This window comes from Streptomyces sp. SID5643 (genome assembly GCF_009872555.1).
Taxonomy (GTDB): domain Bacteria; phylum Actinomycetota; class Actinomycetes; order Streptomycetales; family Streptomycetaceae; genus Streptomyces; species Streptomyces iakyrus.
This window is the reverse complement of the sequence record NZ_WWIC01000158.1, coordinates 45,631-66,739: the sequence shown is the minus strand read 5'-3', so window position 1 is coordinate 66,739 and position 21,109 is coordinate 45,631. Positions and strand designations below refer to the sequence as shown.

At 73.3% G+C, this 21,109-nt stretch carries 19 protein-coding genes; 8 read left to right on the top strand and 11 right to left on the bottom strand.

What is annotated here, in order from left to right; all coding sequences use genetic code 11:
• Positions 1-98: 98 nt before the first annotated feature.
• Positions 99-548: a cell division protein FtsL gene (gene ftsL / locus GTY56_RS19140; protein WP_161366565.1), complete on the bottom strand. Its 450-nt coding sequence runs from the start codon at positions 546-548 to the stop codon at positions 99-101.
• A gap of 31 nt (positions 549-579) precedes the next feature.
• Positions 580-1,536 carry a 16S rRNA (cytosine(1402)-N(4))-methyltransferase RsmH gene (gene rsmH, locus GTY56_RS19135; protein WP_161366564.1) on the bottom strand — a complete coding sequence of 319 codons (957 nt, stop codon included), beginning with the start codon at positions 1,534-1,536 and terminating at the stop codon, positions 580-582.
• A gap of 376 nt (positions 1,537-1,912) precedes the next feature.
• Between rsmH and GTY56_RS19130 the strand changes: the two genes are divergently transcribed.
• The 4 genes from GTY56_RS19130 to GTY56_RS19115 all read left to right on the top strand — a co-directional run bounded on the left by GTY56_RS19130 (position 1,913) and on the right by GTY56_RS19115 (position 7,582).
• Positions 1,913-2,482, top strand: coding sequence for a beta-class carbonic anhydrase (locus GTY56_RS19130; protein WP_202510418.1), 570 nt, complete (start codon positions 1,913-1,915; stop codon positions 2,480-2,482).
• A gap of 302 nt (positions 2,483-2,784) precedes the next feature.
• A complete protein-coding gene (locus GTY56_RS19125) occupies positions 2,785-3,828 on the top strand; it encodes an AAA family ATPase (protein WP_161366562.1) in 1,044 nt (347 codons plus the stop codon).
• Complete coding sequence (locus GTY56_RS19120; RefSeq protein WP_161366561.1) at positions 3,828-5,192, top strand: DUF58 domain-containing protein; 1,365 nt, start codon at positions 3,828-3,830, stop codon at positions 5,190-5,192. The genes GTY56_RS19125 and GTY56_RS19120 overlap by 1 nt, the downstream gene beginning before the upstream one ends.
• A complete protein-coding gene (locus GTY56_RS19115) occupies positions 5,189-7,582 on the top strand; it encodes a transglutaminase TgpA family protein (protein WP_161366560.1) in 2,394 nt (797 codons plus the stop codon). The genes GTY56_RS19120 and GTY56_RS19115 overlap by 4 nt, the downstream gene beginning before the upstream one ends.
• A 231-nt stretch (positions 7,583-7,813) precedes the next feature.
• On the opposite strand, the gene GTY56_RS19110 is transcribed toward GTY56_RS19115, so the two are convergent.
• The 3 genes from GTY56_RS19110 to GTY56_RS19100 form a co-directional block, all read right to left on the bottom strand.
• On the bottom strand, positions 7,814-8,212 hold the full coding sequence (locus GTY56_RS19110) for an SCO2097 family morphological protein (protein ID WP_161366559.1): 399 nt from the start codon (positions 8,210-8,212) through the stop codon (positions 7,814-7,816).
• 279 nt (positions 8,213-8,491) lie between these two features.
• Positions 8,492-9,298 (bottom strand): methyltransferase, encoded by an 807-nt coding sequence (locus tag GTY56_RS19105; protein ID WP_161366558.1) that lies wholly within the window; start codon positions 9,296-9,298, stop codon positions 8,492-8,494.
• 247 nt (positions 9,299-9,545) lie between these two features.
• Entirely contained in the window at positions 9,546-10,109 is a 564-nt protein-coding gene (locus GTY56_RS19100) for an SAV_6107 family HEPN domain-containing protein (protein ID WP_161366557.1), read from the bottom strand.
• Positions 10,110-10,277: 168 nt separating this feature from the next.
• Here GTY56_RS19100 and GTY56_RS19095 point away from each other — a divergent pair, with 168 nt between their 5' ends.
• The 4 genes from GTY56_RS19095 (at position 10,278) to GTY56_RS19080 (ending at position 15,864) form a co-directional block, all read left to right on the top strand.
• Positions 10,278-11,108: an ATP-binding cassette domain-containing protein gene (locus GTY56_RS19095; RefSeq protein WP_346345517.1), complete on the top strand. Its 831-nt coding sequence runs from the start codon at positions 10,278-10,280 to the stop codon at positions 11,106-11,108.
• Positions 11,080-13,164: a YhgE/Pip domain-containing protein gene (locus tag GTY56_RS19090; protein ID WP_161366556.1), complete on the top strand. Its 2,085-nt coding sequence runs from the start codon at positions 11,080-11,082 to the stop codon at positions 13,162-13,164. Before GTY56_RS19095 ends, GTY56_RS19090 begins: the two co-directional genes overlap by 29 nt.
• A 92-nt stretch (positions 13,165-13,256) precedes the next feature.
• Complete coding sequence (locus GTY56_RS19085; RefSeq protein WP_161366555.1) at positions 13,257-13,886, top strand: TetR/AcrR family transcriptional regulator; 630 nt, start codon at positions 13,257-13,259, stop codon at positions 13,884-13,886.
• A 487-nt stretch (positions 13,887-14,373) separates the two neighbouring features.
• A complete protein-coding gene (locus GTY56_RS19080; RefSeq protein WP_161366554.1) occupies positions 14,374-15,864 on the top strand; it encodes a phytoene desaturase family protein in 1,491 nt (496 codons plus the stop codon).
• A gap of 56 nt (positions 15,865-15,920) precedes the next feature.
• Here GTY56_RS19080 and GTY56_RS19075 read toward each other — a convergent pair whose 3' ends face one another.
• The 6 genes from GTY56_RS19075 to GTY56_RS19050 form a co-directional block, all read right to left on the bottom strand.
• Positions 15,921-16,868, bottom strand: a complete 948-nt coding sequence (locus tag GTY56_RS19075; RefSeq protein ID WP_161366553.1) for an SCO2102 family sporulation regulator — start codon at positions 16,866-16,868, stop codon at positions 15,921-15,923.
• Positions 16,869-16,924: 56 nt separating this feature from the next.
• A complete protein-coding gene (gene metF, locus GTY56_RS19070; RefSeq protein WP_161366552.1) occupies positions 16,925-17,848 on the bottom strand; it encodes a methylenetetrahydrofolate reductase [NAD(P)H] in 924 nt (307 codons plus the stop codon).
• 106 nt (positions 17,849-17,954) lie between these two features.
• Positions 17,955-18,629 (bottom strand): thiamine phosphate synthase, encoded by a 675-nt coding sequence (gene thiE, locus GTY56_RS19065; RefSeq protein ID WP_161366551.1) that lies wholly within the window; start codon positions 18,627-18,629, stop codon positions 17,955-17,957.
• A gap of 359 nt (positions 18,630-18,988) precedes the next feature.
• Positions 18,989-19,354 (bottom strand): Rv2175c family DNA-binding protein, encoded by a 366-nt coding sequence (locus GTY56_RS19060; protein WP_039932287.1) that lies wholly within the window; start codon positions 19,352-19,354, stop codon positions 18,989-18,991.
• Positions 19,355-19,463: 109 nt separating this feature from the next.
• Positions 19,464-20,705 carry an FAD-dependent oxidoreductase gene (locus GTY56_RS19055; RefSeq protein WP_161366550.1) on the bottom strand — a complete coding sequence of 414 codons (1,242 nt, stop codon included), beginning with the start codon at positions 20,703-20,705 and terminating at the stop codon, positions 19,464-19,466.
• A 32-nt stretch (positions 20,706-20,737) separates the two neighbouring features.
• Entirely contained in the window at positions 20,738-21,088 is a 351-nt protein-coding gene (locus GTY56_RS19050) for an avidin-fold protein (protein WP_161366549.1), read from the bottom strand.
• Positions 21,089-21,109 lie beyond the last annotated feature (21 nt).

Below are 21,109 nucleotides of genomic sequence, written 5' to 3'. Positions count from 1 at the left end.
ACGGGCACCGGGGCCGGGACGGCGCCGGGCCTCGGGGCGGGCGGGCCTGGCGGGCCCGGGCACGCGGCGGCGTGGCGGTTCCCTGTCGGACACTTCCGTCACCTGCCGGGGGTCAAAGGAGGGCCGTCGGTCATGGCCTCGGGGGCGAGGACCAGGGGGGTGTGCACGGAGGACGGCCGGACGCCGGGGGCGGCGCCGGGGACGCCCTTGACGGTGCCGTCGGGAGCGAGGAAGGCGGGGTCGCCGCCGGGCACCATGCCGAGCTCGCGGGCGCGGCGCTGTAGGGCGTCGGGGGCGGAGTAGGCGTCGATGTCCCGCTGGAGGGCCTGCTCCTCATCGGTGAGGTTCTTGGTCCCGCGCTGGAGGTCGTCGAGCTTGAACGCCCCTTCGCTGAGGGCCGAGTTCAGCACCAGGAGACAGATGAGACCGCCGCCGAGGAGGAGGACGACCAGGAGGACGAAGGGCGTGCGGGCCGCCTGACCGTGACCGGTCGGGAGGAGCCGCGCGAGTCGGGCCGCCCTCCCCTTCAGTTCGGGTTTGCCGCTCACGCACGCTCCCTCGGTCCGGCCTGCACACGCCTCACTCGACGTCCTCCCTGATGCGCTGGGCCCCGCGCAGTCGCGCCGGTGCCGCCCGCCGGTTCTCGGCGATCTCCTCTTCGGTGGGGAGTTCGGCACCGCGCGTCAGCAGCTTGAGCCGCGGCTGGTAGCGCTCGGGGACGACGGGCAGTCCGGGCGGCGCGGTGGTGGCCGCGCCCGCCGCGAAGACCTGCTTGACCAGCCGGTCCTCCAGCGAGTGGTACGACAGCACGGCGATCCGCCCGCCGACGTCGAGCGCCTTCACGGCGGCCGGGATCGCCCGCTCCAGGACGGAGAGCTCGCCGTTGACCTCGATGCGCAGGGCCTGGAAGGTGCGTTTGGCCGGGTTGCCGCCGGTGCGCTTGGCGGCCTGCGGCAGGGCGTCGCGGATCAGCTCGACCAGCCGCGCGCTGGTGCTGAACGGCTCCTTCTCCCGCTCCCGCACGATCGCGCTCACGATCCGCTTGGCCTGCTTCTCCTCGCCGTAGGCCCGCAGGATGCGCACCAGTTCGCCCGGCGGGTAGGTGTTGAGGACCTCGGCGGCGCTGACGCCGGTCGTCTGGTCCATGCGCATGTCGAGCGGGGCGTCCTGGGCGTAGGCGAAGCCGCGGTCGGCCTCGTCGAGCTGCATGGAGGAGACGCCCAGGTCGAACAGGACACCCTGCACGCGCGCGATGCCGAGCCTGTGCAGCACCTCGGGGAGCTCGTCGTAGACGGCGTGCACGAGGGTGGCGCGCTCGCCGTGGGGCGCGAGGCGCTCGCCGGACAGGCGCAGGGCCTCCTTGTCGCGGTCGAGGGCGACGAGCCGGACGGCGGGGAACCTCTCCAGGAGGGCCTCGCTGTGTCCGCCGAGGCCGAGGGTGCAGTCGACGACCACGGCGTCCGGGCCCTCCAGCGCGGGTGCCAGCAGGTCCAGGCACCGCTGGAGCATCACCGGGACGTGTCGACTCTCGCTCAAGGGGCCCTCTCAGATCCGGCGCGGCCGTCCGTACGCACCGCCGGGTCCCCGCCCGTTCCCAGCGTGGCTGGGGCCCCGGTGAAGGGGCGGCCCGCCGGCGCCGGAAGCGTCAGCCGGCCGGAAGCGGGAGGAGGCCGAGCCGTACGTACGCGCCGCGCACGCGGGGAGATCTCCGGTCGTCGCCGGAGTCTCCGAAGAATTCAGTCCAGCGGGGAGAGTCTCGCCTCCCGCTTCGCGTCACTTTAGTCCACCCTGTCGCGCGGTCAATCAACCGGCCTGCGCGTCGCAGGCCCACGGCACATCGCCCCTGTGGGTTACCTCACTACAAGGCCCGATGGCGTTCTTTGTCCCCTCTCACAGCGGGACGAAGACACGGATGACCAGTAACGTCATGGTTATGACGACTTCTGCATCGGTTCCCACTGGCCCCCACGCCGCGACCACCGGCGGCACCGTCACCGACCGGCTCGTCGAGGCCAATGAGCGCTACGCCGGGGCCTTCACCGATCCCGGCATGGACGCCCGCCCCGTCCTGCAGGTCGCCGTGGTGGCCTGCATGGACGCCCGTCTCGACCTGCACGCGGCGCTCGGTCTCGAACTGGGCGACTGCCACACGATCCGCAACGCGGGCGGCGTCGTGACCGACGACGTGATCCGCTCGCTCACCATCAGCCAGCGCAAGCTGGGGACCCGCAGCGTGGTGCTCATCCACCACACCGGCTGCGGCCTGGAGAGCCTCACGGAGGACTTCCGCAACGAGCTGGAGGCGGAGGTCGGCCAGCGCCCGGCGTGGGCCGTGGAGTCCTTCCGGGACGTCGACCAGGACGTGCGGCAGTCGATGCAGCGCGTGCGGACCTCGCCGTTCGTGCCGCACACCGAGGACGTGCGCGGATTCGTGTTCGACGTGAAGACCGGCCTGCTGCGCGAGGTCGACCCGGCCTCCTGACCCGGCCCGCAGGCCTGGGCACGTGGGCCCGTCCGCTCCGGAAAGCCACCTGCTGTAGCTGTCGAAAGCCTGTCAGTCGCACGTTCGAATGATCGCAAGACCGACATATCGCGGCCAGTTGTCCACAGTCGAGTGACACGAAACGGTAACGGCAGCAAGAATGCGGGAGTGGCGTCGCGCGGAACTTTTCACGCGTGGTGTCCGTGGTTCGGGGTGGGCCGGCCCGCGTCATGCGGAGGCGGCCCGGGAAAATGGGGTATCCCGTGCTCCTTGGGAGCACGGGAAAGGCCGAGGAGGGCCGGGTGACGACCTATGACGATCGAGCGAGCCTCACTGATCTGACCGCCGTCGTGGAGCGCGTGCGGGAGTCGGTGGAAGGCGTGATCGAGGGCAAGCCCGAGGTCGTACGGCTCTCGCTGACCGTACTGCTCGCCGAGGGACATCTGCTGATCGAGGACGTCCCGGGTGTGGGCAAGACGATGCTGGCCAAGGCACTGGCGCGGTCCATCGACTGCTCGGTGCGGCGCATCCAGTTCACGCCGGACCTGCTGCCGTCGGACATCACGGGTGTGTCCATCTGGGACCAGCAGCGCCGTGACTTCGAGTTCAAGCCGGGCGCGATCTTCGCGCAGGTGGTGATCGGCGACGAGATCAACCGCGCCTCGCCCAAGACGCAGTCCGCGCTCCTGGAGTCGATGGAGGAGCGCCAGGTCACCATCGACGGCAAGACCTACGAGCTGCCCAGCCCCTTCATGGTGGTGGCGACGCAGAACCCGGTCGAGATGGAGGGCACCTACCCGCTGCCGGAGGCCCAGCGCGACCGCTTCATGGCCCGGGTGTCGGTCGGCTACCCGAGCGCGGAGGCCGAGCTGCAGATGCTGGACGTGCACGGCGGCGTTTCGCCGCTGGAGGACCTCCAGCCGGTGGCCCACGCGCACGAGATCCTCAAGCTGATCGAGGCGGTGCGCGGCGTGCACGTCGCCGAGCCGGTCCGGCGCTACGCGGTCGACCTGGTCGGCGCCACGCGCACGCACCCCGACCTGAGACTGGGCGCCTCCCCGCGCGCCACGCTGCACCTGCTGCGCGCGGCGAAGGCGTCCGCGGCCCTCAGCGGCCGGGAGTACGCGCTGCCGGACGACGTGCAGGCCCTCGCCCGCGCCGTGCTGGCGCACCGGCTGCTGCCCACCGCCCAGGCCCAGCTCAACCGGCGCACCGCCGAGCAGGTCGTCGACGAGATCCTTCAGCGCACCCCGGTACCGACCGCGGCGCCGCCGCAGCAGAGCGGTTTCGGCGGCCTCGACCGTACGGCACCGGCCTATCCCCAGCAGCCGCCGCGGAGGCTGTGATGACCACCGCGGGGACGGGGCACGCGGAAGCCGACGGGGGCGAGAAGGGCGGCATCCGCACCGCCCTGGCCGGTCTGACCACCCGCGGACGCTCCTTCCTGGCCGCCGGTGTCGCGGCCGCGATCTGCTCCTACGTGCTCGGGCAGGCCGACCTGCTGCGCGTGGGTCTCCTGCTGACGGTACTGCCGCTGGTGTGCGCGGCGGTGCTCTACCGCACCCGCTACCGGGTCGCGGGCAGCCGCCGGCTCTCCCCCGCCCGCGTGCCCGCGGGCAGCGAGGCCCGGGTCCACCTGCGGATGGACAACGTCTCGCGGCTGCCCACGGGCCTGCTGATGCTCCAGGACCGGGTGCCGTACGTGCTCGGCCCCCGGCCCCGGTTCGTGCTGGACCGGGTCGAGGCGGGCGGCCGGCGCGAGGTCTCCTACCGGGTGCGCTCCGACCTGCGCGGCCGCTACCCGCTGGGCCCGCTCCAGCTGCGCCTGACCGACCCGTTCGGCATGTGCGAGCTGACCCGGTCCTTCTCGACGTTCGACACCCTCACGGTCATCCCGCGCGTGGAGCCGCTGGCGCCGGTGCGCCTCAGCGGTGAGGCCAAGGGGTACGGCGACGGCCGGCAGCGTTCGCTCGCGCTGGCCGGCGAGGACGACGTGATCCCGCGCGGCTACCGCTACGGCGACGACCTGCGCCGCGTGCACTGGCGCTCCACCGCCCGCTACGGCGAGCTGATGGTGCGCCGCGAGGAGCAGCCGCAGCGCGCCCGCTGCACGGTGCTGCTGGACACCCGGGGCATCGCCTACCAGGGCGCAGGACCGGACGCGGCCTTCGAATGGGCCGTCTCGGGCGCCGCATCCGTGCTGGTGCACATGCTCGAACGTGGCTACTCGGTGCGGCTGTTGACGGACACCGGCGACGCGGTGCCCGGTGAGGGCGGTGACGGCTTCGCCGGCGCGAGCCAGGAGTCGGCGGACGCGGCCGGGCTGATGATGGACACCCTCGCGGTGATCGACCACTCCGACGGCGCGGGCCTGTCCCGGGCCTACGACGTGCTGCGCGGCGGGAACGAGGGGCTGCTGGTGGCCTTCCTCGGCGACCTGGACGAGGACCAGGCGGCGGTGCTGGGCCGGATGCGGCAGCGCAGCCCGGGCGCGGTCGCGTTCGTGCTGGACAGCGAGAGCTGGGTGCGGGAACCGAGCGACGTCCCGGGTCCGTTGGACAGGAGCGAAGACCGGTTGCGCATGCTGCGGGAGGCCGGCTGGACGGCCCTGCGGGTGTCGCGGGGCGCCTCCGTGGACGAGGTGTGGCGGCAGGCCGACCGGGAGCGCCGGGGCGTGGTCGCCGCGAGCGGCGGGGAGGGACGGGGATGAGCGGGCGGATACGACTGACGCTGGGCGCCTGGGCGGCCACGCTGATGGCCGCGTGCGCCCTGCTGCCTCTGGTCGAGCCGGCCACGTGGATCGTGCAGGCGGCCTTCCTGCTGGCCCTGCAATCGGGCGTGGGTGCCGCTGCCCGCAGGGTGCCGCTGGCCCGGCCGCTGACCATCGCCGCGCAAACCGTGGTCACCGTCGCGCTGCTGACCTTCGTGTTCGCCCGTGAGCAGGCCCTGGCCGGGCTGATCCCCGGGCCGCAGGCCTTCGACCGCTTCGCGGTCCTGCTCCAGCAGGGCGGGGACGACATCGCCCGGTACGCCATCCCGGCGCCCCTGGAATCCGACGGCATCCGGCTGATGCTCATCGGGGGGGTCCTGGTCATCGGGCTGCTGGTGGACACCCTCGCGGTGACGTTCCGCAGCGCCGCCCCGGCCGGGCTGCCCCTGCTCGCGCTGTACTCCGTGGCCGCCGGGCTGTCCGAGGGGGGCACGGACTGGCTGTGGTTCCTGGTGGCGGCGGCCGGATACCTGATGCTGCTCCTGGCCGAGGGGCGGGACCGGCTCTCGCAGTGGGGCCGGGTCTTCGGCGGTGCTCCGCGCACGTCCGGCGGGGAGCCGAGCGGCGCGGTCGCCCCGGTCCGCACCGGCCGGCGCATCGGCGTGGTCGCGCTGGGCATCGCCCTGGTGGTGCCGCTCGGCCTGCCGGCGATGAACGGCGGCCTGCTGGACTCCGTGGGAGCCGGCGCGGGCGGCGGCCCCGGCGGCGGGGGCACGATCTCCGCCGTGAACCCGCTGGTGTCGCTGCGGGACAGCCTGAACGCGGACGAGGACCAGCAGGTCCTGTCCGTGCGGACGAAGATGGAAGACGTCTCGGACCTGTATCTGCGGATCGTGTCCCTGGACGACTTCGACGGCACCACGTGGAAGCCGTCCCGGCGGTCCATCACCGCCGTCCCCGACGGCACCTTCCCGGCCCCGGTCGGCCTGAGCCCGGACGTCAAGCGCAGGGAGGTCGACACCACGATCACGGCGGCCGACTGGTACGCCCAGGACTGGCTGCCCATGCCGTACCCGCCGAGCGGGGTGCGCATCAGCGGCAACTGGCGCTACGAGCCGGTGGGCATGACCCTGGTCGGCGACCACGGACAGAACACGCGGGGCCTGACGTACCAGGTGAAGAGCCTGGAGATGCAGCCGACGGCGCGGCAGCTCGCCGCGGCGGGGCCACCGCCCGCGGACATCGAGGGCGACTTCACCGAGCTGCCCGACTCGCTGCCGTCGGTGGTGGGCCGCACCGCCCGCCAGGTCACGGCGGGCGCCGCCAACCCGTACGACCAGGCGGTCAAGCTCCAGGACTGGTTCGCCGTGACCGGTGGCTTCGAGTACGACACGCAGGTGCAGGTGGGCAGCGGCTCGCAGGCCATCGCCCGCTTCCTGAAGGACAAGCAGGGCTTCTGCGTGCACTTCTCCTTCGCGATGGCGGCGATGGCCCGCTCCCTGGGCATCCCGGCCCGGGTCGCGGTGGGCTTCGCGCCCGGTTCCCCGCAGGCGGACGGCTCGGTGTCGGTGGGGCTGCGCGACGCGCACGCCTGGCCGGAGCTGTACTTCGAGGGCGTGGGCTGGACCCGCTTCGAGCCCACCCCCAACCGCGGCTCGATGCCGTCGTACACCTTGCCGGACAGCCCCGACAGCTCGGTGCCGGACCCGGTGCGGCCGTCCGAGACGACGTCCACCGCGCCTTCCTCGGCGCCGTCGGCGAGCGAATCCTGCACGCCGGAGCAGAAGAAGCTGGACGGCGGCTGCGCGAGCGAGTCGCCGCAGGCGGCGCTCCCCACGGACGACGACGGCCCGAAGTGGTACGCGTTCCTGGTGTGGGCCCTCGCCGGTCTCGCCGTCCTCGCACTCCCCCTGGCGCCGATGCTGTGGCGGCTGCGGACGCGGACGGTCCGGCTCGGGGCGCACGGCCGCAGCGAGGCGGACGCGGCCCGGCACACGCTGGCCGTCTGGCAGGAGCTGACCGACACGGCGTGGGACTTCGGCATCACGCCGGACGAGTCGCAGACACCGCGCAAGGCGGCCGCCCGTATCGTGCGGCTGGGCGATCTCGACGCGGCGGCCGCGGCGTCGGTGCACCGGGTGGCGAACGCCGTGGAGCAGGTTCTGTACGCACCGCATCCCCGCCCCGTGGCCGGCCTCACGGAGGATGTCCGCCGTGCGGCGGCGGGCATGAGCGCGGCGGCGGGCCGTCCGGCGCGGCTCCGGGCGCTCGTGGCTCCCCGCTCCACGGTGCGGGTGGTGTGGGCGGCGTCGGCCCGGTGGACGGACGTCCGGGAGCGGGCCGTGGCGATGCGGCCGACCTTGCGGAAGGCATCTGGCCAGCAGGGCTGAGGGACACGTGGGCCAGCAGGGCTGAGGGATACGTCGGCTCAGGCCGGCCGGCGCGGGTGCGCCGGCCGGCCTTCGCGTCCCGGGTCCGGGGGCGGGCTCCCGCCTACTGGGCCGGGACGGCCTGCGCATAGGTGCCGAAGCATGCGTCAGGGGGTGACCACCGGCTCGGTGGCCACCCCCTGACGTACGTATGCGGACGTAGGTCTGGAGAGGCTGCGCGGAGGGCGAGGGCTAGTGGCCGCCCTGCTCGTCGCGGCGCTTCTGCCAGCGCTGCTCGATGCGGTCCATCACGGAGCGGCGCTGCCTGCCCTGTCGGCGGGCCTGGGGCCCGGCGCCACTGCCGGCCTGTTCGCCCGGCTTGGGAGCCTTGCGCCAGCCGGTGACGGCCAGCACCGCACAGCCCAGCATGACGAGGAAGCCCACGACGCTGAGCCAGACCTGCTTGGCGACCATTCCAGCCATGAGGAGCGCGATACCTACGAGGAAGCCGGCGACCGCCTGGTAGACCCGTCGCCGGGTGTACGTGCGCAGCCCGCTTCCCTCAAGCGCTGTCGCGAACTTGGGATCTTCGGCGTACAGCGCTCGCTCCATCTGCTCGAGCATGCGCTGCTCGTGCTCCGAGAGCGGCACGGAGTCCTCCTCATCGTGCAGTCGCCGGGGCGACCCGGGGGGTCCCTTCAGGATAGGCAGGGAATCGCCCCCGTGAAACCCGCCCCTCTGCGCCAATTGACCAACCGGACCCCGCCATGGGCGTCCCGGCTCGCTGAGGCTTGCATTCCCCGGCGGCCGACCCGTCATGCCGGAACGGTCTCCCTCGATCATACGGCGCGCCGCCCCCATTCGGGGGGCCTGTGGCGTACTCCATGCGCAGCCAAGGCGCTGATCAGCGGCGGTACCTCACGAAGCGGCTCAGGCCTCGGCAGCCCCATCGGTATCGCCGGCCCCACCAGCCGCACCGGTCCCGCCGGTCTCACCGAGCACGTGCAATTGCGTGGCCACGGAGTGGAAGGCGGGAAGCTCGGCCGCGGCCTCCTCCAGCTTCAGCAGCGCTTCCAGCGCCCCGGGCTCGGTGTCCACGAGGACGCCGGGCACGAGGTCGGCGAAGACCCGCACCCCGTGCACCGCGCCGACGCGCAGGCCCGCGGCCTCGACCAGGCTCGTGAGCTGCTCGGCGGTGAAGCGGCGCGGGACGGGGTCGCCCGTGCCCCATCGTCCGTTCGGGTCGTCGAGTGCCTGCCGGGCCTCCTTGAAGTGCCCTGCGATGGCGCGGGCCAGCACGGCACCGCCGAGGCCGGCGGCGAGCAGGCTGAGGACGCCCTCCGCGCGCAGGGCCGCCACCGCGTTGCGGACGCCTTCGGCCGGGTCGTCCACGTACTCCAGGACGCCGTGGCACAGCACGACGTCGTAACCACCGCGCTCGGCCACGTCGAAGAGGCCGTGGGCGTCACCCTGGACGCCCACGACGCGGTCGGCGACACCTGCCTCGGCGGCGCGGCGCTCCAGGGCGAACAGCGCGTTGGGGCTGGGATCGACGACGGTGACGCGGTGACCGAGACGGGCGACGGGCACCGCGAAGTTGCCGCTGCCGCCTCCGGTGTCGAGGACGTCCAGCGACTCCCGACCCGTGGCCTTGGCCCGGCGGTCCAGGGCGTCCTGAAGGACTTCCCAGACCACGGCGGTACGGAGTGAGGCGCGGGGGCGCATCGGGTCCGACACGGCAGTTGACTCCTCGGCGCGGCACCGCCTCTTGCGCGGCGGCGTGAACGGGGCGTCCTCCCCGGCCCCGGCCGGCGGGGAGGGAAGACTTCAGGCGTCCCCCACCCTATTGCCTCCGCCGCGGCGCCCGGGTGACCGGTGCCGGGAGGGAACTCGGGTCAGGCGCTCCCAGCACGGGCCACCGACCGGCCTCGCGTCGGACGCTCCCAGTCCGGGGCCACCGACCGGGCCCAGGACCCCGGCCCCGTCAGCCCGCGTCCGGCATGTCCCTCCCCGGGCCGGGGCCCTCGGGCCGGTCCTGGTCCGGGCGGGGCTGCGGGAGGACCGGCTGGAGGACCAGCATCCGCTCGACGAGGCGCAGGAACATCGCCACGTCCCGTATCAGGTCGTCGGCGTCCCGGCCGGTGGCGGCGCCCTGGATGCCGGCCTCGGCCCGCGCCCGGCGCCGGGCGCCTGCGGCGAACAGTGCGCTCCACTCCGTCAGTTCCGGCGCGATCTCGGGGAGCACTTCCCAGGCGCTCCGGATCTTGGCCCGGGCCCGGGGGGAGGTCTCCGGGCGCCCCCGGGCGGCGAGTACCGCGGCGGCGGTGCGCAGGGCGGCGAGGTGGGCCGTCGCGTAGCGCTCGTTCGGGGTTTCCAGGGCGATGGCCTCGTCGAGGCTCGCGCGGGCCTGGGCGAGCAGGTCGAGGGCGGCGGGCGGGGCCGTGGCCCGGCGCAGCACGGGGTGCACGTCGCTCGCCGGACCGGTCAGTGAGGGGGCAGGGCCGGTGGCGCGGCGCCGACGGGCGGCTGCTGCGTGATAGCTGGCCATGACGAACCTCCTGTCGTCTGTGTGACGGCACGTCCGGTCACGGAGTGCCGTATGTGACCCATCGTGAGGTATGGCACTGACAATCCGTTCTGACCTGCTGTTTTGCTTCGCTCGTAGGTTCGGAGTAGTTTTTGCACTGACCAGTCAGTTCAAATTCAGGGGAGACACGTGGGGGAACAGGCGGGAGGGGTGCGGATCGTCGCCGAGGGCCTCGGGATCAAGGGGCCACGGGGGTGGGCGGTCCGCGGGATCTCCGTCGACGCCGGGCCGGGCGCGCTCGTCGCGGTCGAGGGCCCGTCCGGGTCCGGCCGCACGTGCCTGCTGCTCGCGCTGACGGGGCGGATGAAGGTCTCGGAGGGCACGGCTTCGGTGGGCGACGCGAGGCTTCCGAAGCAGATGGCGGCGGTGCGGGGCAGCAGCGCGCTGGCGCACGTCCCGGGGGTCACCGACCTCGATCCGGCCCTGACCGTCGGCGAGCACCTGCGGGAGCGGGCGCTGCTCCAGCAGCGGTTCGGCGCGTCCCTGCGCGGTCTGCTGCGGCCCCGCAGCGAGCGCGCGGCCGAGGCCGGGCGGCGCGTCGACGCCGCCCTCGAAGCCGCCGGGCTCGACCTGGAGGCCCTGCCCAAGGGGCCGCGCACGGCCGTACGGGACCTGGAGCGCCTGGAGTCGCTGCGGCTGTCGGTGGCACTCGCCCTGGTCGGCGGGCCCCGGCTGCTGGGCATCGACGACACCGACCTCAAGCTCGCGGACGGTGAGCGGGAGGAGGTCTGGGCACTGCTCAGGTCGCTGGCCGATGCCGGGACGACGGTCGTGGCGGTGTGCAGCGAGGCCCCCGAGGGCGCCGTCAAGGTCTCCACCGCCCAGAACCCCGAGGAGCCGGCCCTCGAGGACGGCCCGGCCGATCAGGGAACCGAGCAGGCCGACCAGGCCGACCAGGCCGACCAGGCCGACCAGGGAGAGGAGAAGGCCGATGCGCTCGCCGAGACTGGCCGCGCTTGAGCTGCGCCGCTTCGGGCGGGGGAAGCTGCCGCGCGCCGCTCTGGTCGCGCTGCTGGTGCTGCCGCTGCTGTACGGCGCGCTGTACCTGTGGTCGTTCTGGGACCCGTACGGCCGTCTGGACAAGATCCCGGTGGCGCTCGTGAACGACGACAAGGGGGCGACCGCCGACGGGAAGAAGATCACGGCGGGCGACGACATCACGAAGGGGCTGCACGACAGCAAGACCTTCGACTGGCAGGAGGTGAGCGCCGCCGAGGCCCGCCGGGGCGTCGAGGACGGCAGCTACTACCTGTCACTCACCCTGCCCGCCGACTTCAGCGAGCGGATCGCCTCCAGCTCCGGGAACAGCCCGGAGACCGGCGCCCTCCAGGTGCACACGAACGACGCGAACAACTACATCGTCGGGCAGATCTCCCGGACGGTCTTCGGCGAGGTCCGGCAGGCGGCGTCCACGAAGACGTCCCGGTCGTTCCTGGACAAGATCTTCGTGTCGTTCTCCGACATCCACGGCAAGACCGTGAAGGCGGCGCAGGGCGCCGACCGGCTCAAGGGCGGCATCGGCAAGGCCGAGAAGGGTTCCAAGGACCTCGCCGACGGCCTGCGGAAGGCCAGGACCGGCAGCGGCAAGCTCGCCACGGGCCTGAAGAAGCTCCACACCGGCGCGGGCGACCTGGAGGACGGCTCGAAGCAGGTGGCCGAGGGCACGCAGAAGCTCGCCGACCGGGTCAACGGCACCGCCGGCAAGGTCGGCCCCTTCCTGAAGGGCAACGAGAAGACCATCGGCGACACCGCGCAGCTGGTCGCCGACTCCTCCGGGGTGATCCGCAAGCACCTGGACACCCTGGTGAAGACGGCCCCGACCGCCGCCAAGGGCGCCCGAGCGGCGTCCGGCACGCTGAACGACGTCTACGCCCGGCGCTGCGACGACCCCGTCCTGCCGGACGCGGCCTGCTCCGACCTGAAGAAGGCCAAGGACGCCGCCGCCGACGTCACGCTCATCGCGGACGACCTCAACACACTGGTCGCGGACCATGACGGCGACCTGGACAAGCTCGACAAGAACCTCGCCACCCTCCAGAAGCAGTCCCAGGCCCTCGCGAACCGCGCCCCGCACCTCTCCGAGGACCTCGCCGACGCCGTCAAGAAGATCAACAAGCTGAACGACGGGGCGGCCGAGGTCGCCGCCGGGGCGAAGAAGCTGCACAAGGGCATCGGCACGGCCAAGACCGGTGCCGTCGGCCTCGACAAGGGCGTCGGCAAGCTGAAGACGGGCGCCGACGACCTCAACGGCGGCATCTACAAGCTCGTCGGCGGCTCAGGGAAGCTCGCCGGCGGCCTGCACGACGGGGCGGAGAAGATCCCCGACTACGACGAACAGGACCGCGACCGGCGCACCGAGGTCATGGCCGATCCCGTCCGGCTCGCCTCCCAGGACCTGCACAAGGCTCCCAACTACGGCACCGGCTTCGCGCCGTACTTCATCCCGCTGTCCCTGTGGGTGGGTGCGATGGTGGCGTACATGCTGATCGCGCCCATGAACCGGCGTGCGCTCGCGGCGGGCGCCCCGGCGTGGCGGATCGCGTTGGCGGGCTGGCTGCCGGTGGCGACGATCGGGGTGTTGCAGACGGTGGCGCTGATGTCGGTGCTGCACTGGGCCGTCGGTCTGGAGATGGCCCGGGCGGCCGGGACGGTGGGCTTCCTGTTCCTGGTGACGGCGTGCTTCGCGGCGATCGTGCAGTGGCTGAACGCGCGCTTCGGGGCGGCGGGCCGGATCCTCGTCCTCGCGCTGCTGATGCTCCAGCTGACCTCGGCGGGCGGCACGTACCCCGTGCAGACCAGCCCCGGGTTCTTCAACGCGCTCCACCCGTTCCTGCCGATGAGCTACGTCGTCGAGGCCCTGAGGCGGCTCATCACGGGCGGTGGTCTCGAACCGGTGTGGCACGCGTGCGTGGTGCTGACGGCGTTCACCGCGGGCGCCCTCGCGCTGACCGCCGTGGCGGCCCGGCGGCGCCAGGTGTGGACGCTGGACCGGCTGCACCCGGAGCTGAGCCTGTGAGCCCCGCCGCCGCGCCCACCGACCTGCCCACCGGCACGTCAGCCCTCCCCACCGTCGCATCCCCCGGAAAGGTTCCTGTGACAATCAGGGCCATGGAAAGCAGCAGTGCCGCGTCGGGCGGCAGCACGCGCCGCGAGGCCACCCGGCAGAAGCTCTACGAGGCGGCCGTCACGCTCATCGCCGAGCAGGGTTTCTCCGCCACGACCGTGGACGAGATCGCCGAGCGTGCCGGGGTCGCGAAAGGCACGGTCTACTACAACTTCGCGAGCAAGTCCGTCCTCTTCGAGGAACTGCTGCGGCACGGAGTGGGTCTGCTGACCGCCTCCCTGCGGGACGCGGCCGAGCGGACCGCGCGGGAGGGCGGCAGCAAGGTCGACGCCCTGGACGCGATGATCCGCGCCGGGCTGGTCTTCATCGACCGCTACCCGGCCTTCACCCAGCTGTACGTGGCCGAGCTGTGGCGTACCAACCGGGCCTGGCAGTCCACGCTGATGGTGGTCCGGCAGCAGGCCGTCGCGGTCGTGGAAGACGTCCTGCGCGAGGGTGTCGGCAACGGCGAGTTCAGCGAGGAGATCGACGTGCCGCTGACGGCGGCGGCACTGGTCGGCATGGTCCTGGTCGCCGCGCTCGACTGGAAGTCGTTCCAGCCGGAGCGTTCCCTGGACGACGTCCACGCGGCCCTCTCGCGGCTGCTCCAGGGGCGGGTGAGCGGCTGCCGCTGACCGCGCTGCGGCCACCGCGCGAAAGCGCCGGTCCGCTGTGGCCGCGTCCCCCGCGGGCCACCTCGAACCGGCGCCTTCCCTGCTCCCCCGTTCTCCTGCTCCCCCGTACGTTCCCCCCGCAGGACCCCCGTTGCGGTCGTCCCCCGGTTCTCCCCCGTGCCTCGCTCCCGCCGACACCGCCGGCGGAAGGAGCGGATCGTGGGCCGGCTCCGTTCCGGCGCCCCGTGTCGCCGGTGCCGGAGCCGTGCCCCTCTCCGTGTCTCCACTCTCCCGTCCGCGCAGGTCGTCCCCCATCCGCGCGCGTACTCAACTCCCCGGCTAGGTACGGATACTCAGACCTGCGCCCGGGGCCCCACAACGCTGTGTCGCCGCCTGGTCACGATCGCCTCCGCGCCCGTACTCGGAGGCGGCCGACGGGGGCTGTCGGCGGGGCCGTCCGCGGGGGCTGTCGGCGGAGGCTGTCGGTGGGGGCCGATAAAGTCGCCGCATGGCACGGATTGCGGTGATCGGCGCCGGGATGGGCGCGCTGACGGCTGCCGCCCGGCTGGCCGTCGCGGGCCACCGGGTGGCGGTGTACGAGCGGACGGACACCTACGGCGGAGCGCTGCGCCGCTTCGAGCGCGACGGCTTCTCCTTCGACACCGGCCCCGCCCTGCTGCCGCTGCCCGCCGTCTACCGCGATCTGTTCGTGAAGACCGGCAAGGAGCCGCTGGAGTCCTGCGTCGAGCTCGTCCAGGTCGACCCGTCGTCCCGGCACATGTTCGCGGACGGCACCGAGGTGTCGCTGCCGAACGCCTCGCGCGCGGGCGTCGTCGCCGCTCTGGACGAAGGGCTCGGCGCGGGCGCCGGGAAGCGCTGGGGCGACTTCCTGGTCCGGGCCCGTGAGGCCTGGGACCGGACCCGCCGGCCGCTGCTGGAGGAGCCGCTCTGGCCGAACTGGCAGGTGCTGGCCGAGCGCGAGCCCTACCCGTCGGTGCCGCACAAGCGGCTGCTGCGCACCCGCCGGGCCCGCACCCTGGCCGAGGTCGGCGCCTGGGAGCTGCGCGACCCCCGGCTCGCGGCACTCCTGGAGAGCCACGCCCTCGGGTACGGCCTGGATCCCCGGGCCGCTCCCGCGAGTGCGGCCGTCCTGCCGTACATGGAGCACGCCTTCGGCACCTGGTACGTGCGCGGCGGCCTGCGCGAGCTGGCGCGGGCGGTGTACGAGCGGTGCCGGGCCCGCAGGGTCGAGTTCCATTTCGGCGCCGAGGTCACCGGGGTACTGGAGAAGGACGGCCGGGCGTCCGGGGTGGAACTCGCCGAGGGGTCGGTCGCGGAGGCGGACTTCGTGGTCGCCGGTGTCGCATCCGGCATCCTGGCCCGGCTGACTCCCGGCACCGTCCTGCGGGGCGAGAGCGAGGTCCCGCCGCAGCCCGCGGCGGCCGGCCGGCTGACCCTTCTTCTCGCGCTGCGCGGCCCCCGCCCCGCGGGCACGGCACACCGCACAGTGGTGCACGCCCCGGACCGCGAGGCCGAGCTGGAGGCCCTGTTCGGCACGGGCGCCGGACAGGGCCGTCCGACGGTCACGGTGCTACGGCCCGACGACCCCCGCCCGGCCCCGGCGGACCACGAGGCGGTCACCGTCACGACGGCGGTGCCCGCGCGGCCCGGCCGGCCTCACGGCGACCTCGTGGACCACATGATCACCGCCGCCGGACGCGCCGTACCCGGTCTGCGGGACCGCCTCCTCTGGCACGAGGCGCGCACCCCGGACGACACCGCGGACGAAACGGGTGCGGAGGGCGGGGCGGTACCGGTGCCGGCGCTGGCGGCGGCCGGCGGGCGGCTGCTGCACCCGTCCAACGGCACGCGGTTGCCCGGCCTGTTCACCGTGGGCGGCTGGGCCCACCCCGGCGGCGGACTGCCGCACGCGGGCATGTCGGGCGCGCTGGTCGCGGGACTGATCGTGGAGGGGCCGGAGTTCCGCGGCTCGCAGTGAAACGCGACGCCCGGCGGCACCGGGGCCTCACAAGACGCCCCGGCGGGATCTGAGCCTCAGAAACGGTACTGCTCGTCGAAGCCGTTGCCCTGCGGCTGCTGCCCGCCGCCCTGGTACGGGTACGGCTGCTCCGGCGGCAGCTCCTGCCCGTACTCGTCGGTGTTGCGCTGCTGCGGGACCCACACCCCGCCGGGCGGGGTCTCGCCGCCGTAGGTGCCGGCGTACTGCTGCCGGCCACTGGCGTCGTAGCCCTGCTGCTGACCGTAGTACTGCTGGTCGCCGTAGGTGCCGTCGTACGTGCCCTGGCCGTAGTTCGACGAGCCGATGTACGGGTCGGAGTAGGCGGCGTACTGCTGCTGGCCGGTGGCGTCGTAACCCTGCTGCTGACCGTAACCGGAGTAGTCGTGGGCGTAGGACTGGTCGGCGGCCTGGGCGGCGTACTGGTCGTGGCCCTGCTGCCCCGTGGCCTGGTACCCGCTGTCGTAGGTGCCGTAGGAGCCGGTGTCCTCCGGCATGGGCTGCGGCTCGTAGACGGCCGTGGTCTCGGCGGCCGTCGGCTGGTGGGCGGGGCGGGCGGGGGTGAAGACGTCGTCACGGTCGTAGTCGTCGTCCTGGCCGTAGGCGGCGGTGTCGCGGCGGTAGGCGCCCGCCTCGTCGTCGTAGCCGCCCTCGGCCTCCAGGCCGGAGACCTCCAGCGTCGGTTCCTGGCGGCCGCGCTCACCGCGGCGGCGCTTGCTGCCGCCCAGGGCGGGCGCGTTCACCGCCCAGCCGGCCGCGAAGCCGCTGCGGAACGACAGGGTGACGTAGGTCTGGCCGACCGCGAAGGCGGCAGCGCCGAGGCCGATCACGACGACCGACGGGATCAGGACGCCGACGACGACACCGAGGAACCCGACGAAGGCCAGAAGCCGCCAGCGCAGCCGCGCCTTGTACTGCAGCAGCACCTCACCCAGCAGCCACAGCGCGACGATGCCGAACGCGATGTAGAGGACCGTCCAGCCCATGTACGCCCCTCTCCCAGTGGCCGCTACGCAGTGTGTCGTATACCGGTGCGAACGGTCTAGGCCTGCGATGAATGGTGCAGGCCAAGGTTCTCGTAGATTTCCAGTGTCGCGGTGGAGTTGTTGAGCGTGATGAAGTGCAAGCCGGGCACCCCCTCGGCGAGCAGCTGCGCACAGAACTCCGTGGCGAATTCGATACCAATGGAGCGTACAGCGGCCGGATCGTCTTGTGCTGTGAGGATCCGCTCTTTCAGGGCGGCCGGGAACGCGGCGTTGGTGAGCGAGCCGATCCGCTCCAGCGTCTTCACGCTGGCGATCGGCATGACCTCGGGGATGATCGGGGTGTCGCAGCCGGCGGCCGAAACCCGGTCGCGCAGCCGGAGGTAGTCCTCCGGCTGGAAGAACATCTGCGTGATGGCGTAGTCCGCGCCCGCCCGGCACTTGTCGACGAAGTGGCGGACGTCGGTGTCCCAGTCGAGGGAGCGCGGGTGCATGGCCGGGAAGGCGGCGACACCCACGCAGAAGTCTCCGGACGCCTTGATCAGCTCGACGAGTTCGGCGGCGTAGGCGAGGCCGCGGGGGTGCGGCACCCAGTCGCCCATGGGGTCGCCGGGCGGGTCGCCGCGCAGGGCGAGCATGTTGCGGATCCCGGCGTCGGCGTACTGGCCGATGATGTTGCGCAGGTCGGCCACCGAGTGGTCGACCGCCGTGAGGTGGGCGATCGGGGTGAGGGTGGTGTCGGAGGCGATCGCCTCGGTCGCCTTGACCGTGCCCGCGCGGGTGGAACCGCCCGCGCCGTAGGTCACGGAGACGAAGTCGGGCGCCACCGCCTCGACCCGGCGCAGCGCGTTCCACAGGTTCCGCTCGCCCTTCGGGGTCTTGGGGGCGTAGAACTCGAACGAGTACGTCGTCTTGCCGTCCGCGAGCATGTCGCGGACGGTGCGGGCGTGGTCCGACCTGATGGATGCGGTGCCGAGGGCCATACGGGCAGGTTAGCCAGGGGAGGTCGGTCCCCCAACCGTGAGCCGCGTTTTGCCCGGATTGTCCACTTGTTGTCCATCCCTTGGACAACTGTCTCGCCCCGGCCTGTCAATCGGACACGCCCTGGACCTCCCGCAGCCGCTTCGCGAACCCGGCCGCTGCGGCCCCCGGGTCGTCGGCCTCGGTGATCGCCCGAACGACGACGACACGCCGGGCGCCCGCTTCCAGGACCTGGTCGAGGTTGCCGAGGTCGATGCCGCCGATGGCGAACCAGGGACGGTCGGTGCCGAGGGCGGCGGTGTACCGGACGAGGTCCAGGCCGGGCGCGTGACGGCCGGGCTTGGTGGGGGTCGGCCAGCACGGGCCGGTGCAGAAGTAGTCCACGCCCGGCTGGACGGCTGCCGCGGCGGCCTCGGACTCGGCGTGGGTGGAGCGGCCGATCACGACATCGTCGCCGAGGAGCGCGCGGGCCGCGGGGACCGGGAGGTCGCCTTGGCCGAGGTGCAGCACGTCGGAGCCGGCGGCGTGCGCGACGTCCGCCCGGTCGTTGACCGCGAGCAGCTTGCCGTGCCGGGCACAGGCGTCGGCGAAGACGGCCAGGTGCTCCAGCTCCTCAGCGGCCTCCATGCCCTTGTCCCGCAACTGCACGATGTCGACCCCGCCGGTCAGCACGGCGTCGAGGAACGCCCCCAGATCGCCCTGCCGCTTGCGCGCGTCGGTGCAGAGGTAGACCCGGGCGTCGGCGAGCCGGGCGCGGGCGGTGGCGGCGGCGGTGCCGGTCATGCGTGTCCCCCTGGGTGTGTCGTGGCGGTGCGGGCCGGTGGGCCCGTCCGTGCGTCGGCGGCGGGCGGGAACGCCCGCGCGGCTACCGGCGGCGGACGGGAGGGCCCGCGCGGGTACCGGCGGCGTGCGGCTCGGGAGCGCGCCCTGTCCCGCTGCGCACGCCTCGGGCACCCTACGCCTGCCCGCGGGTCCCGCCGCGTCCCGGTGGCCGCGCGCGGCCCCTGCGGGGAACACCGACCGGCCCGGCCGGGCGCGAACCACCCCGGGCCGTGGCCCCTCGGGTCACGGCCCCTCTTCGGGCGGCTGTTCAGGTCCGGCCCCGCTCGCGCGGCACCGGACGGTTGTCCGGTCGAGCCGGGTCAGACCGCGAGCGCCTGGGCGCGGCGCTTCACCTCCGTGCCGCGATTCTCGCTGAGCGCCTGTGCGGGGGTGCCGGGCAGGCTGGGGTCCGGGGTGAAGAGCCACTCCAGCATCTCTTCGTCCGTGAAGCCGTCGTCCCGCAGGAGCGTCAAGGTCCCGGACAGGCCCTTGACGACCTTGTCCCCGTCGATGAAGGCGGCGGGGACGTGCAGCGCGCGGTTCTCACCGCGGCGTACGGCGATGAGCTGGCCCTCCTTGACCAGCTGCCGCACACGCGTCACCTCGACGCCGAACTGTTCGGCGATGTCGGGGAGGGTGAGCCAGGCGGGGACGAGAGCATCGATCTTTGCGTCAATCTCGGTCACGGAAACCAGCCTGCCATCTGCCACTGACAGTCGGAAGTCGGCCCGGTCCACGCGGCGGCCCTGCCTGGCCCGGCAGGGCCGCCCGGACGGCTCCACGAGGGCCGTGGGCTCAGGCCGTCGCCGCCTTCATGGGCCTGGCCGGATCCGTCAGCAGCACCGGATTCATCGCGGTGCCCGACTCGATCAGGCGGCGGCCCTGCGCGAGGTCCCGGGGCCGGCCCACCGCCAGCAGCGCCACCAGCCGCTCACCGCGCAGCCAGCACACCGTCCAGGCCGGTCCGGCGGCGTCGCCCCGCCACAGGACGGTGTCCGCGGCCGCGTGGTGCCCGGCGTACTGGACGAACCGCCCGAACTGCTCGGACCAGAAGTACGGCACCGGGTCGTACACCGCCCGCGTCTCCCCCGTGGCCCGGCCGGCGATGTTCACGGCGACCGTGCGCGGCCCCTGGAGGGCGTTGTCCCAGTGGTGGACCAGCAGGCGCTCGCCGTAGCGCCCCGAGGGGAAGGAGGCGCAGTCGCCGACGGCGTACACGTCCGGCACGGACGTGCGCAGATGCTCGTCGGCCACGATCTCGCCGTGCGCGCCGAACTCGATGCCGGAGCCGGCCAGCCAGGCCGTCGCGGGGCGGGCGCCGATGCCGACGACGACCGCGCCCGCGGGCAGCCGCGAGCCGTCGTCCAGGAGGACCGCGCCCGGCTCGACGCGCTCCACGCGCGCGTGCGTCCGCAGGGTCACCCCGGCGTCGGCGTACCAGCCGGTCATCGGGGCGGCGACCTCGGCGGGCAGCGCTCCGGCGAGCGGCCGTTCCGCGGCCTCGACGACGGTCACGGCGCAGCCCGCCTCGCGGGCGGCCGTGGCGAACTCGGCGCCGATCCAGCCCGCTCCGACGACCACGATGTCGTGCTTGCGGGCCAGCACCGGCCGCAGCCGTTCGGCGTCGTCCAGGGTGCGCAGCAGATGCACGCCGGGCACGCCCTCGGCGCCGGGCAGCCGGACCGGTTCGGCGCCGGTCGCGACGACCAGGACGTCGTAGGGCACGGGCCCGTCCTCGGTGTCGAGTTCATGGTCGGCGGGGCGCAGGCCCAGCACCTCGCAGCCGAGCCGCACTTCGACGCCGAGGGCTTCGAAGTCGACGTCGAAGGCGGAACCCTCGGCCCTGCCGAGCAGGACGGCCTTGGACAACGGGGGCCGGTCGTAGGGCTGGTGGGGCTCGGCGCCGAGCAGGATCACGTCACCGGTGAAGCCCCGCTCGCGCAGGGCGACGGCGGTCTGCACCCCGGCCATCCCCGCACCCGCCACGACGACGCGCCGCGGCGCGGACGAACCTGGTTCCTGCGTCTGCTCGCTCACCTGATCACCATAGACACCTGACACATTGTCAGTCAGTGCTCATGCGCCGTGACCTGCTCCACAACGCTCGTGCCGTGACCCTGCCCGGACTCCCACTCCCAGGTCTCCTCCAGCCGCACCCGCCCGTCGGACAGCTCCACGACCGCCGACACGCAGTGCCCCGAGGACGTGGTCCCGTCCCGCTTGAGCTGGACGTACCGGAAGTCCAGCCGGTCCCCTTCCCGGGTACCCACGAGACGGCCGCGTACGACGTCGCCGCCCGCGTACTCGGCCCAGATCTCGCCCTCCCGCTCGTGGTACGTGAACCGGGTGCGGGTGCCCACCTGGCCCGGTGCCTGGTCGGCGACCGGGGCGAGGACGAGACCGTCGAGGGACCGGGCCATGGGTGAGGCTCCCTTACTGCG